Below are 12,890 nucleotides of genomic sequence, written 5' to 3' on the forward strand. Positions count from 1 at the left end.
CCGCCTGCCCGCGGCTCTTTTGCTTATTTATAAGGAACGGCTCAATTTGAATCATATCGGATATTTTCTTTGAGCCATTCATATTAAGCTGCATCCTCATCACGATCAGTTTTTTTATGCTGGAGAGACTGAAAAACGTTTTTTGCATATTTAACGAACGGATTCCTAACAGGAGAAATTGTGATTTTATAAAAAAGACACCTGAGCAAATCAGGTGTCTTTTCATTATGCTTGTTTTTCTTTCTGGAACTTGTTACTCACAAATGGATAAACGATTAAGCCGACAAAGAATAAACCGATGCCGAGTATAAATGTCGTTAAATCTGCTGTGCCTGTTACGATAACAAACACGGAGTATGCACACGCCAGTATCGCGATCAATCCGTCTCTTACACGGGAGCCTTTCAGCTGGTCATACGTTTCACCTTTGATGACTACCTTCAAGCTGTAGATTGCAGATACCAGATACGGAATTAAATATGCGAGTGTAGCCGCTGTCGTTAAAAATGTAAATGCGTCACTTATTGTCCGGGAAATAACCGAGAAAATGAAGACCTGTGACATGACGTTTGTAATAATGAGTGCAATGACCGGACTTCCCTTTTTATTCGTTTTTGCAAAAAATGCCGGGAAATCTCCTGCTTTAGCGGCTTGGTATGGCACCTCAGAGCCAAGCAAAATCCAGCCGAGCATCGTTCCGAATAAACAAAGGATAGCCAAAAGCGCCATAATCACGCTTCCCGCGTTTCCAACAATCGCATAGAGTACATCAACAAATGGTTTTTCAGAGCCGACAAGCTTATCATGCGGCAGAACACCCATCGTAATTAAAGTCACAATAATATATATGCTCAAGGCAATCAGCAAGCCGGTAATTGTCGCACGTTTCACATCACGCTGAGAGCGCGCACGGCCGGACAGGATCACCGCGGATTCAATTCCGACAAACGCCCACAGTGTAGAAATCGCAGCGTTATGAACCTGGCCACCAATTCCAATGCTTGTGCCGTTTTCTCCTTGAACCGGGAAATAAAAATGACCGAATAATGACGTTTGAAACACAAACAAACCGGCAACGATAAAGAAGACAAAACCTAATACTTTAGAAAGCGTTGTGACAAAGTTTAATTTACTTGCGCCGTTAATGCTGGCAACAAGAATCGCGTGCGTTCCCCATAACAAGATCGTACATACGGCAAACGTCAGTAATTGGCCGAGTGTCACCTCTTGCCCGCCGATCGAAAACATCTCACGTTTATCAACCAAGATCGGGAAGAACGAAGTCAAGTAACCGGCGAGACTTGTGATGATCGCCACGTTACTGATCCAGCTCGCCACCCAGTAGCCCCACACCATTGTGAAACCGGCAGCGTTGCCTTTTTTCGGGTCAGAAAACAGCGCTCTTGCATAACTTTGCGGTCCCGCTGTCAGTTCAGGCTTGCGAATGGACAAGTGTCCGAACACAAGTGCAATCATCAGCACGCCGGCACCTGTCAAAAGCCAGGCGGACGTAGCTCCAAACGGACTCGCAATTGAAGCAAGCGAGCTCGGCAAGGAGAAAATTCCTGATCCAACCATATTTCCAACGACAAACGCCGTTAATAACCAAAAACCCCATTTTTTTGTCTGTTCCATTCCAGTACCTCCATGATTCTTTGTACGGACCAGACCCCGAGATCATATAAACGCAAAAAAAGCCTGAACAAAAGTCCATGCTTAAAGAAACACACACCCTTGATCTCCGGATAGCCCTCCGCGAAAAAGCACGCGGCAGTCCTGCACTTATTCAGATACAGTCCCAGCATAGAGAAGGATCGGCTTTCTCCACACTTCGGCGCTGATGCCTTTTACACATGTTTAACAGCCCCTGTCAGCCTAGCATGTGTGACTCATCATCCGCGCAACCTCTACCTCACTGAGAAAGAGTGAGGATTTAATTATTCAGTTACTCCCAGAAGGTTATCAAAGAAAGGATGATCTGTCAAAGGGAACAGATGGAAAATACGGATAGAGCCAAGCCCTATCCGCATGTGGTTATCGATTATTTTTCTTTTTTTGCACAGCTTCTTGAAGCGGATCATCTTTTAGAGCTGAACCAGCATCTTCAAGAGCTCCTTGGATTACGTTTTTTTCTTTTTCGGAACGTTTTCCTTTATCTTTATTAAAGAAACCCATTCGTATCACCTCTTTTAAAAAATAGGTACATGTTTAAGATGCCTTTTTCCTGAAAAATTATGCGGGATATTTTTTATCGTCCAAAGTCCTGTTGATCAAACATACATTCTCTTGATATATTTGTAATTCAGAGATTTTTTGCAAAAGATAAAAGGAGAAGCGGCAAATGACAGGAAAAACACACATCATGGGAGGCATCGCTTCTTGTACGGCAGCGGCTTATTATTATGGATTTGATCCAGTGCTTATGGCTGCGTCAGGCGCGGTTGGAGCATTAATACCCGATATCTGCCACACACAAAGCAAAATCGGGAGAAAATTTCCTATTTTATCGAAAGTGGTCAGCTCCGTTTTTGGCCATCGCACCTTTACACACAGCCTGCTGTTTATGCTCATCATGTTTTTTATCACTTCTACATACATTCCAGATAAAAACATATCAGCCGGCCTGATGATCGGAATGGCGAGCCACTTGATTCTTGACGCTTGGACGGTGAACGGAATCAAATTATTATTCCCTTCCACGATCCGCGTTCGGCTTCCATTATATATGAAGACAGGCAGTTTTTCTGAGCAGCTCGTGCTAGCCGGCCTGACCCTTGCTTCATGTTACTACTTTTATATGCTGTTTCATGGCCGCATGTTTTAAACATGAGTGCTGAGACTTGTCTGAACCGGCTGTTTTTAGTAGGTTTTACTTAAGAAGCATTTCATGCAGATGATCAAGAAAACGTGAGGAGTCATATTGATGAAAGGAACCTTTTTTCACAATCAGCGGTTTTTATGTTTTTCGATCTTATTTATGTGGATCAAAACGTATGTGATATATAAACTCGGCTTTGATTTGCAAATCGATACTCTGTTGGAGGAGCTAATGCTGCTGGTCAACCCGCTCAGCTTTATTCTTCCTTTATTCGGGATCGGCCTGTTTCTAAAAGAAAACAAGCAGCGGGCCTTTTTGCTGATTGCCAATTTGGTTCTGACTGTTATCTTGATCTCTAATACGATTTTTTACGGCTTTTATATCGATTTTATTACCATCCCGGTTTTATTTCAGGCCAGCAACATGAGCGATATGGGCAGCAGTGTAAAAGAACTGTTCCATCCTCTGTTTATCGCCCTGTTTGTGGATTTGGTTTTTCTGCTGTTGTTCGCCAGAAAAACCAAACACCCACAGACAAAAGCCGCTCCCCACACGATCAAACGGTACTATGCAGCTTCCTGCGGAATGCTTTTATGCACACTGGCACTTGCAGAAGTACAGCAGCCGAAGCTTTTGGCACATTCTTTTGACCGGGAAATGCTAGTCAAAAGCATCGGCCTGTTTCAGTTCCATATTTACGATACAATTTCTCAGACTGTTAATATCAGCGCGAAAGCTTTTGCCGATGAAGACAGTATAACTGCCATTAAAAACTACACAGAGGCTGATTACAGCAAGCCTGATCAAAGCAAATTCGGTCTTGCAAAGGGGCGCAATGTCATCTTTGTAACACTTGAGTCGACCCAAAGCTTTGTTCTGAATGAAAAAGTAAATGGAAAAGAAATTACCCCATTTATGAATGATCTCATAAAAAAAAGCTATTCCTTTGATCATTTCTATCAGCAAACAGAACAAGGCAAAACATCAGATTCAGAATTTATCGTCGCTAACTCACTGTATCCCTCCCTTAGCGGCGCCGTCTTTTTCACGAAAAGCGACCATCAATTTCATACGATGTATAAATCGCTGAAGCAGCACGATTATTATTCAGCCGTCTTTCACGCTAACCATAAAACATTTTGGAACAGAGATGTCATGTACGATACATTTGGCATTGACCGCTTTTTTGATGTTGATGATTTTCATGTCACTCCCGGGACATCGACAAGCTGGGGCTTAAAAGACAAAGAATTTTTAGAGCAGTCCGCCAAAAAGCTGAAAAGCCTACCGCAGCCGTTCTACAGCAGTTTTATCACGTTAACGAATCATTTTCCGTTTGAGATTGATGAAAAGGATCAGCTGATAGATGAATTCGATTCAAGCAGTGATCTGTTAAACCGCTATGTGACCACGGTTCGCTATGAGGATGAAGCATTGAAGCATTTTATCAAAAAACTGAAGGACGAAGGCTTATACGAAAATTCGATGATCGTATTTATGGGAGATCATTACGGCATTTCTGAAGCCCATAACGAGGCAATGGCTGAGTTTTTAGGGAAAGACGAAATCACACCGTATGACAACGTTCAGCTCCAGCGGGTGCCGTTTATCATACATATCCCGGGAATCACCGATCAACAGCCGGAAACCATCCCTGATGCCGGGGGACAGGTCGACGTCAGGCCGACGCTGATGCATTTGCTCGGCGTTGAGACAAAAGGCGATATCCAATTCGGCAATGATTTGCTGTCGGGCGACCGCACCCCATTCGCCGTTCTGCGAAACGGCAGCTTTATTACGAACGATTATGTATACACAAAGAACACGTGCTATAGCCAAAAAACAGGTGAAGTGCTGGAAGATCAGGATGCGTGCCTCCCTTACAAGGAGAAAGCAAACGAAGAACTGTCTCTCTCTGATAAAATTTTAAATGGTGACCTGCTCAGGTTTTCCGAATGAAAAAATCCCTCTATCAAGAGGGATTTTTTACGTTTCCAATATCACCTTGCCAGTCAGCTTCGTTTCATAGCCGTTTAAATGAGACAGATTCGCCTTGTAGTCCTCAGAATTCAAAATCTCCTTCACGGCTTTGAGCAACTGCTCATTTTTTTTCAAAACAACGATATCATATTGTTCGTCGATGAGCGGGATAAAATCAACACTGCCCATATGTGCCGCGTGCTGTGCCCCGATTCCCGCGTCAGCCTGTCCGCTTGAAACTTGTGAAGCGGCAGCGTAATGATCAGTCACGATATCGCCATATCCCACTACATCAGCCGGATTCACACCAAGCAAGCCAAGCTGTTCATCAAGGAGCACCCTTGCGCCAGAACCCTTTTCCCTGTTGATGATCCGGATATCGGCTCTTTTCAAGTCTTTCCAGCCTTGAATGTTTTTCGGATTCCCTTTTTGCACATACAGTCCTGCTTTGCGGAGAACGACATTGATGAGACAAAACGGTTCACCTGTCAAAATCCGTTTTACATAAGGCGCGTTATACTGGCCCGTTTCTGCATCGTACAAATGGAGGCTGACAATGTCACACTTGCCTTGATACATATCAATCAGGCTGTTTAAGCTTCCTTTGTATTTACGGAGCGGCGTCTCCTGAATGGCATTCTCCAAATGCTTGCTGAGGATATCCATCGAAATGTCCTGTCCGCTGATCATGACATTTGGTCTGCCGTCCGGCTCAGCCTCCTGCACCTGTTTCGGCGCTTCTTTTGCAGCGATGGGCTGAGACATTCTCATATTCGTTTTATATTGCTTTAAATCTTCTTCATCCACACGCATCTGCCTTCCGACACGGTAAGCAGGCAGCACGCCTTTTTTAATCAAGTCATAAACGGTCAGCTTTGATACCTTCAGCAGACCTGCAACTTCTTCTATCGTATAGGAAGAGGTTTCATTCATCATCATCACTCTCCTATTTTATTATACCTTTTCGCCGAATGTAAAAAAACCCACATAAACCAAACATAATCAGTTATAATTAGTTATATCTAATGATAAGGGGTGCAATCATGTTTAAGAAGTATTCTATTTTCATCGCAGCCTTAACTGCTTTTCTGCTTGTAGCAGGCTGTTCTTCAAACCAGTCTTCAACGGACAGCGAGAAAAAAGTAACGTTAACCATCTCAGCTGCCGCCAGCGCGCAGGATGCACTTGAGGAAATCCAAAAAAATTATGAAAAAGATCATCAACATATAACCATCCAAGATAACTATGGCTCATCCGGCGCCTTGCAAAAACAGATTTCTCAAGGAGCAGGAGCAGATCTGTTCTTCTCAGCTGCTGAGGATAAATTTAAAAAGCTGGTGGATGATGGAGATATCGCAAAAAAAGACAGCACTGAATTAGTCGGTAATGAAATTGTGCTGGTCGTACCGAAAAACGGAGATTCACCTGTGACAAGCTTCAGCAATCTGGCTGAATCAGAAAAAATCGCTCTTGGCACTCCGGAATCCGTACCGGCAGGAGCTTATGGGAAAGAATCACTGACAAAGCTGTCTTTATGGGACAAAGTGAAGGATAAAATTGTGTATGGAAAAGACGTTCGCCAAGTTCTTTCTTATGTTGAAACCGGCAATGTAGACGCAGGTGTTGTTTATAAAACAGATGCCCTAGTCTCGAAAAAGGTCAACATTGTTGACGAGGCAAAAGCAGATACACACAGCCCAATTGTCTATCCGTTAGGAATCGTAAAAGATACAAAACACCGTAAGGAAGCGAAGGAATTTTACGAATACCTGCAATCTGATGAAGCAATGAAAGTATTTGAGAAATATGGCTTTACTGCCGAGTAGCATAAGCGCTTCAGAATTTTTCACACCCGTTGTGCTTTCCTTTCAGGTGGCGGCAGTTGCCGGAATTGTTGTCATTATTCTCGGAACACTTGCTGGAGCATGGATGTCACGGGCATCATTTTTCGGAAAAACGGCACTCGAAACATGTTTTATGCTTCCGCTCGTTCTTCCGCCTACTGTTGTCGGTTTTATTCTGATCGTCATTTTCGGAAAGCACAGCTTCATCGGACAAGCCATCGAGTGGATTTTCCAGCAGCCTGTCATTTTCACCTGGTGGGCCGCTGTGATCGCCTCGGCTGTTGTAGCCTTTCCGCTTATGTATCAATCAGCCAAAACCGGATTTGCTGACATTGATCCCGATATACAAGGTGCGGCAATGGTAGACGGCGCTAGCAGATGGAAAGTGTTTATCCATATCTCCGTCCCGCTTGCCTATCCTTCGTTACTGACCGGAAGCATCCTTAGCCTTGCGCGGGCGCTCGGAGAATTTGGCGCAACACTCATGTTTGCAGGAAACATCCCCGGTGTTACGCAAACACTGCCGACGGCGATATATGTCGCATTGGATTCCGGCAACAATACCCTTGCTTGGGCGTGGGTCGTCTGTATTGTTGTCATTTCCTTTTTGATGCTGTTTTTCATTCAACAGAAAAAAACGCACTAAAAAAACTCCCCATAACGGGGAGTTTTTTGATTAAAACAGAAGCTCATCAGGATTTGGACCGACACGCTCATCTTTATTTAATGCGTCAATTTTGTCCATGTCTTCTTGAGACAATTCGAAATCAAAAATATCAGCGTTTTCGATGATACGGTGTTCTTTAATGGATTTTGGAATGGTTACAACTCCATGCTGCAGATCCCAGCGCAAAATCACTTGAGCCACAGATTTATTGTGTTTTTCAGCAATCTGTGTCAGTACTTCGTTATCCAAAAGCTGTCCCTGCATGAGCGGAGACCACGCTTCCAGCTGAATGCCTTGCCCTTTGCAGTAATCTCTTAATTCTTTTTGCGTCAAGCGAGGGTGAAATTCAACTTGGTTCACCATCGGTTTGATTTCAGCATCTTTCAACAGCTCTTCTAAATGATGAACTTGGAAATTGCTGACGCCGATCGCGCGAATTTTGCCGTCTTTGTACAGCTTTTCAAGCGCGCGCCATGTATCTTTATATTTATCTTTGCCAGGCCAATGGATCAAATATAAATCTAAGTAATCAAGCTGCAGTCTTTCTAGGCTTTTTTCAAAGGCAGCAAGCGTTGTTTCATAGCCTTGATCTTCATTCCACACTTTTGATGTGATGAAGAGCTCTTCTCTTGCCACACCGGATTCTTTAATCCCGATGCCAACGCCTTCTTCATTTTTGTAGATCGCTGCTGTATCAATACTGCGATAGCCATTTTTAATTGCCGCTTTCACTGATTCAGTCGCTTCATTACCATTTTCTACTTTAAAAACGCCCAGACCGAACCAAGGCATTTCAACTCCGTTATGTAACTTTACAGTATCTTTTAAACTTGTTGGCACTTGAACCTCCACCCTTTCACTGAAATGTAAGCGTCTATATTATCTCACATTCCTCTCAGCCGATACCAATAATACGCTTAAGACCCTCTTTTTGCTTCTTTTTTCACAGCACAGGCAAATCCAAACACTATTTTTTTCCTATTTTAACAATATTGAGATTACAAATACATTGAGCAGGGTATGCGTGTAGTGTAACCAAATGAAAACAAAGGAGGAAACAACTTGAAACGTATTCGTATCCCAATGACACTTGCTCTTGGTGCCGCTTTGACAATTGCCCCTTTGTCCTTTGCTTCCGCTGAAGAAAATCCTGCTCCGAAGATGTCGCAGACAACTACTGCTGGAACAACTGCCGCTGATGTAGGTTTAAACGTCAACCTGGATGTACTTGGAATTGCCAACCAGATCGCTGATGCCATCAAATCCGCACAGAATAGGGATGGCTTTGTGAAAAACCTCATGGAGTCTTCCTTCTACGCGTCCGGCCAAAAATATAACGTCATGGTCTTTAATTTAAGCCAGGAATATGAAGATCATTTGAACGGTGTGCAATTTTACGGCTCAGCCGTTTACGACGGCATTACGTATGGCATTTGGGTATTTGAAGATGGAACCTTTACAAACAAAGGCGATGGCGGCTGGATCAACTGGGCCTTCAGAGGCTGGTTCGACCGGGATGGCAGCACTGTCGCATTTCATCGCCCTTAATATAAAAAAAGCTGGCGCTCTAACGCCAGCTTTTTTTCTGCATTTATTCGCCGCCTTCAAGCATGGCGGCTTCGACATCATTAATGTATTGGCGAAGCTCATGGGAGATGTCCCGGGAAATTTCCCTCTCTTCGAAGAGCGTTTGAATTTCATTTCTGATCGCCTGCACAGCCTTCAGCTTCACTTCCAGCTTCTGATTTTCAAAATGGGCACTTGATTTTAACTCATGATGGCTGTGCTCCAGCCTGAAAATTAACTGCTTATAGAATGTAATGACAGATAAAAACACTTCTTTATGCTCATCCGTCTTATGTTTTTCCAGATATTCTATCGCTGCTTTTGCCGTTTTCACTCTTGTTGCCCGTATCAATCCCGCTTCATTTAAAATCGACATCTCCGGCTTTTTATGTTCACCGAAGAAAATCCAATACATCAGCCTCTTGAGCCTTGTTTTTGATAACCCGACTTTAAACGGGTTGGCATACAAAATTTCCAACTCGTTAAATCGTTCTTGCAGCACATTTGCTGTTTCTTCCGGGATGTCTCCCCGCTCCAGCATTTTCATCAGCGCCTCTTGCTCAGCCTTAACCCCCTGCGCACGGACTTTTCGCTCGTGCTTCTTAATGCGATTAGATGATGTATACTGCTGAAAACGAAGATTTTTCATTTTCTCATTGTATTCAGCTATCACCGCAAGAGAGGCCGTTTTGTTTGTCTCATTCATGTCCTCTTTAATCGTTTGAAGGGCTGTTTTGATCAACTTGCGTCTCGCCGTCAGCAGCTTCTTATTTCGTTCCTCGTCCTCTTCTTCTTTTTCAGTCAGAATTGGCAGCACAACGGTGGCAATGACAAGCGTGCATAAAATGACGCCGGCTGCTAAAAAGAGAATCAGATTTCTTTCCGGAAACGGCGTACCGTCCTCCAGGAAATACGGAATGGAAAAAGAACCTGCAAGCGTTACTGCTCCACGCACACCGGAAATCGAAATTAACAGCGTCGAACGAAGACCCGGTTTATAGATGTTCTGATCTTTATTAAAGAACCATTTGCCGTTCCAGAAGAACAGCACCCACAGGAATCTAAGGAGCATTAATGTAAATGTGATGACTAGGATATAGCCGATCACCTTCATGTTGCTGATGGCAGTGTCGTTAAAGATAACAGAAATAACATCAGGGATTTGCGTGCCGAGAATAACGAAGACCAGGCCGTTCAAAATAAATAAAATAATGTTCCACGTACTTGAGGAGACGATTTGCAGCTTGATCATCGTTGATTCCAGACGATCCTGTTCAACCGCATGGGTAATACCGCCAGCTACAACAGCTAAAATGCCCGAAACGCCGATTTCTTCAGCTGCCAAATAAATCACAAACGGCGTCAGAATTTGAATCAGCATATGCATCGTGACATCCTGCATGCCAAGGCGGCGCAGAAATAGGCGAAAACGAATAATCAAAAATGAAATGACAACCCCGCACAGCAAGCCTCCGAGAGAAATAAAGACAAAGCTGACAGCCGCTTGTGCTAATGAAAATGCACCAGTCACTGCCGCTGCAATCGCAAACTTAAAGGCCACCAGACCTGATGCATCATTCATCAGCCCCTCACCTTCCAGCAGGCGAAGAATCCCTTTTGGCATTTTCACTCTTCCTGATAATGCGCTGACAGCGACGACATCAGTCGGTGAAAGAATGGCCGCAAGTCCAAAGGCCGCTGCCAGCGGAATAGCAGGAATCATCCAGTGAATCGTGTAGCCGCCTACAATCACAGTCGCAAATACAAGGCCGAGTGCAAGCAATAAAATCGGAGCCCTTAAATTCCAAAGCTCTGCCCGCGGTGTCCTCTTTCCATCATTAAATAGCAGAGGCGCGATAAAAAGAACAAAAAACAATTCGGTGTTTAATTCAAAATGAAGTCCCTGTGGAAATGAGGCGGCAAGAATCCCAAGAGCCACTTGAATCAGCGGCACCGGAATAAACGGAATAAACCGGTTCACGATATTAGAAATCGCAATAATCGTTAATAATACGAGCACAACTAAAAATATGTCCAAATGCATGACCTCCTTCGTCTGTTGTGTGTCGGCATGATGAGCCAAAAAATCTGTTTGTCTAAAAGCCCTTGAGCTAGGGTGGCCTTGCATCCGCTATGTGGTTTCGCAGGAGTTCTCTCCACACTTGTCTTCTTTTATAGTACCCTTTTTAGGGTATTTTTTCTCATGATATGCTCACAGTGAACTTTTTTGCAGAAGAGCAAATTATAGAAAAAAGAGACAGGAAGCTACTCCCTGTCTCTCGTCTTTCTTTCTCAATCATGAAAATTCGTACCGTCAGTTGTTGCTTTAATAATGCCCGCGCGAATGACAAAGTCACCGAAATGCTCGCCTTCCTCGCGTTCTTTCGCATAGCGGGAAAGAAGGATGCGCAGCTCGCTTAAAATGTCTGCTTCACCGATGTTTTCACGGTACATTTTGCTTAAACGGCTTCCGTCAAACGCAGCGCCAAGATACATATTATATTTGCCCGGCGCCTTTCCGATAAATCCGATCTCACCGAGTGCATGACGTGCACAGCCGTTCGGGCATCCTGTCATGCGAATGGTGATTTCCTGATCACGAAGGCCGTTTTCGTCAATAATCTCTTCAATCTTATCTAACAGGGTCGGCAAATAACGTTCTGCTTCAGCCATTGCCAATCCGCAGGTCGGAAGAGCGACGCACGCCATCGAGCTGCGGCGAAGCGCTGAATAGTGCTTGCCGTCAGTTAGTCCGTACTGTTCAATTAAAGCACTGATTTCTTCTTTTTTATCGCTTGAAACGTTCGCAATCATTAAGTTCTGATTGGCTGTCAGCCGGAACTCACCTGTATGAACTTTGGCGATTTCCCGCAAGCCAGTCATCAGCTTATAATCATCGTAATCCGTTATACGGCCGCCTTCGACAAACAGCGTGAAATGCCATTTATCCTCGATGCCTTCCACCCAGCCATAGCGGTCGCCGTTATGATCGAAATGATACGGCTTCGCTTCTTCCAGGCTCCAGCCGAGACGGTTTTCCAATTCTTCTTTTACGTTTTCTAAACCGAGGCGGTCAACTGTGTATTTGAACCGCGCATTTTTACGGACAGAACGGTTGCCGTAATCACGCTGAATCGTAATCGTTTTTTCAGCAACGTCATACATTTGCTCAGGCCGGCAGAAACCGATCACCTTGGCTAATTGCGGATATGTCGCAGTATCGCCATGCGTCATTCCCATACCGCCGCCGATTGCCACGTTAAAACCGATCAGCTTGCCATCCTCGACAATCGCAATGAATCCGAGATCTTGTGAAAAGACGTCAATATCATTAGACGGCGGAACGGCAATACCGATTTTAAACTTCCGCGGCAGATAGAGCGGTCCGTACATTGGCTCGACTTCTTCCTCCGGCGTGCCGGCAACTCTTTCCTCATCAAGCCAAATTTCATGATATGCTCTCGTCCGCGGCAGCAGATCATCACTTAATTTTTTAGACCACTCGTATACCTCTGAGTGGATTTCAGATTGATAAGGGTTTGATGCACACATGACGTTACGGTTTACGTCTCCGCAGGCTGCGATCGTATCCAAAAGTGCTGAGTGGATCGTCTGAATGGTTTTCTTCATGTTCCATTTCAGAATTCCGTGCATTTGGAATGTTTCACGTGTCGTCAATTTTAATGTGCCGTTCCCGTATTTCTGGGACAGGTCATCCATGACAAGCCATTGTTCAGGCGTCGAGACGCCCCCTGGCATACGCACGCGCAGCATGAACTGATATGCGGGCTCAAGCTTCTGCTTTTGGCGTTCATTTCGGAGGTCGCGGTCATCCTGCAAATAACTGCCGTGGTGTTTCATCAGGCGGTTATCATCATCCGGAATTCCCGCACTGATTCGATCGAGCATCACTTCTTTCAGCGTGCCGCGCAAATAATCACTTTCTTTTTTAATGCGTTCAACATCACTTGGAGAGCCGTCCGGTGCTTTTAGAATTTTGGTCACCATGTTGAAA

The 12,890-nt window shown here is 44.4% G+C and carries 11 protein-coding genes and 1 other RNA gene; 5 read left to right on the top strand and 7 right to left on the bottom strand.

Annotated elements, in window-relative coordinates:
- Nucleotides 1-225: 225 nt before the first annotated feature.
- From lysP to sspJ, 3 genes are all read right to left on the bottom strand, one after another.
- Complete coding sequence (gene lysP, locus BSU_33330) at nucleotides 226-1,635, bottom strand: lysine permease (RefSeq protein NP_391214.1); 1,410 nt, start codon at nucleotides 1,633-1,635, stop codon at nucleotides 226-228.
- A gap of 103 nt (nucleotides 1,636-1,738) precedes the next feature.
- Nucleotides 1,739-1,918, bottom strand: an RNA gene (gene kswB, locus BSU_misc_RNA_54) — lysine riboswitch.
- Between the two features lie 116 nt (nucleotides 1,919-2,034).
- On the bottom strand, nucleotides 2,035-2,175 hold the full coding sequence (sspJ, locus tag BSU_33340; RefSeq protein ID YP_054593.1) for a small acid-soluble spore protein: 141 nt from the start codon (nucleotides 2,173-2,175) through the stop codon (nucleotides 2,035-2,037).
- A 166-nt stretch (nucleotides 2,176-2,341) separates the two neighbouring features.
- Here sspJ and yvsG point away from each other — a divergent pair, with 166 nt between their 5' ends.
- Together yvsG and ltaSP are read left to right on the top strand one after the other, a co-directional pair.
- Complete coding sequence (yvsG, locus tag BSU_33350) at nucleotides 2,342-2,824, top strand: putative membrane hydrolase (protein NP_391215.1); 483 nt, start codon at nucleotides 2,342-2,344, stop codon at nucleotides 2,822-2,824.
- A 99-nt stretch (nucleotides 2,825-2,923) separates the two neighbouring features.
- On the top strand, nucleotides 2,924-4,777 hold the full coding sequence (gene ltaSP, locus BSU_33360) for a primase of polyglycerolphosphate lipoteichoic acid (LTA) synthesis (protein NP_391216.1): 1,854 nt from the start codon (nucleotides 2,924-2,926) through the stop codon (nucleotides 4,775-4,777).
- A 27-nt stretch (nucleotides 4,778-4,804) separates the two neighbouring features.
- Here ltaSP and yvgK read toward each other — a convergent pair whose 3' ends face one another.
- Nucleotides 4,805-5,731: a putative molybdate binding regulator gene (gene yvgK, locus BSU_33370; RefSeq protein ID NP_391217.1), complete on the bottom strand. Its 927-nt coding sequence runs from the start codon at nucleotides 5,729-5,731 to the stop codon at nucleotides 4,805-4,807.
- Between the two features lie 110 nt (nucleotides 5,732-5,841).
- Between yvgK and modA the strand changes: the two genes are divergently transcribed.
- Together modA and modB are read left to right on the top strand one after the other, a co-directional pair.
- On the top strand, nucleotides 5,842-6,624 hold the full coding sequence (modA, locus tag BSU_33380; protein NP_391218.1) for a molybdate-binding lipoprotein: 783 nt from the start codon (nucleotides 5,842-5,844) through the stop codon (nucleotides 6,622-6,624).
- Nucleotides 6,596-7,288 carry a molybdenum transport permease gene (gene modB / locus BSU_33390; RefSeq protein ID NP_391219.3) on the top strand — a complete coding sequence of 231 codons (693 nt, stop codon included), beginning with the start codon at nucleotides 6,596-6,598 and terminating at the stop codon, nucleotides 7,286-7,288. Before modA ends, modB begins: the two co-directional genes overlap by 29 nt.
- 30 nt (nucleotides 7,289-7,318) lie before the next feature.
- Here modB and pgoN read toward each other — a convergent pair whose 3' ends face one another.
- Entirely contained in the window at nucleotides 7,319-8,149 is an 831-nt protein-coding gene (pgoN, locus tag BSU_33400; protein ID NP_391220.1) for a promiscuous glyoxal/methylglyoxal reductase, read from the bottom strand.
- 222 nt (nucleotides 8,150-8,371) lie between these two features.
- Here pgoN and yvgO point away from each other — a divergent pair, with 222 nt between their 5' ends.
- Nucleotides 8,372-8,857 carry an exported stress induced factor gene (gene yvgO / locus BSU_33410; protein NP_391221.1) on the top strand — a complete coding sequence of 162 codons (486 nt, stop codon included), beginning with the start codon at nucleotides 8,372-8,374 and terminating at the stop codon, nucleotides 8,855-8,857.
- A gap of 43 nt (nucleotides 8,858-8,900) precedes the next feature.
- Here the strand turns inward: yvgO and nhaK are convergent, their stop codons facing one another.
- Both nhaK and cysI read right to left on the bottom strand, forming a co-directional pair.
- On the bottom strand, nucleotides 8,901-10,913 hold the full coding sequence (gene nhaK / locus BSU_33420) for a Na+/H+ antiporter (RefSeq protein ID NP_391222.1): 2,013 nt from the start codon (nucleotides 10,911-10,913) through the stop codon (nucleotides 8,901-8,903).
- Nucleotides 10,914-11,167: 254 nt separating this feature from the next.
- Nucleotides 11,168-12,883 (bottom strand): assimilatory sulfite reductase (hemoprotein beta-subunit), encoded by a 1,716-nt coding sequence (cysI, locus tag BSU_33430; RefSeq protein ID NP_391223.1) that lies wholly within the window; start codon nucleotides 12,881-12,883, stop codon nucleotides 11,168-11,170.
- Nucleotides 12,884-12,890: the final 7 nt, after the last annotated feature.

Source organism: Bacillus subtilis subsp. subtilis str. 168, assembly GCF_000009045.1.
Taxonomy (GTDB): domain Bacteria; phylum Bacillota; class Bacilli; order Bacillales; family Bacillaceae; genus Bacillus; species Bacillus subtilis.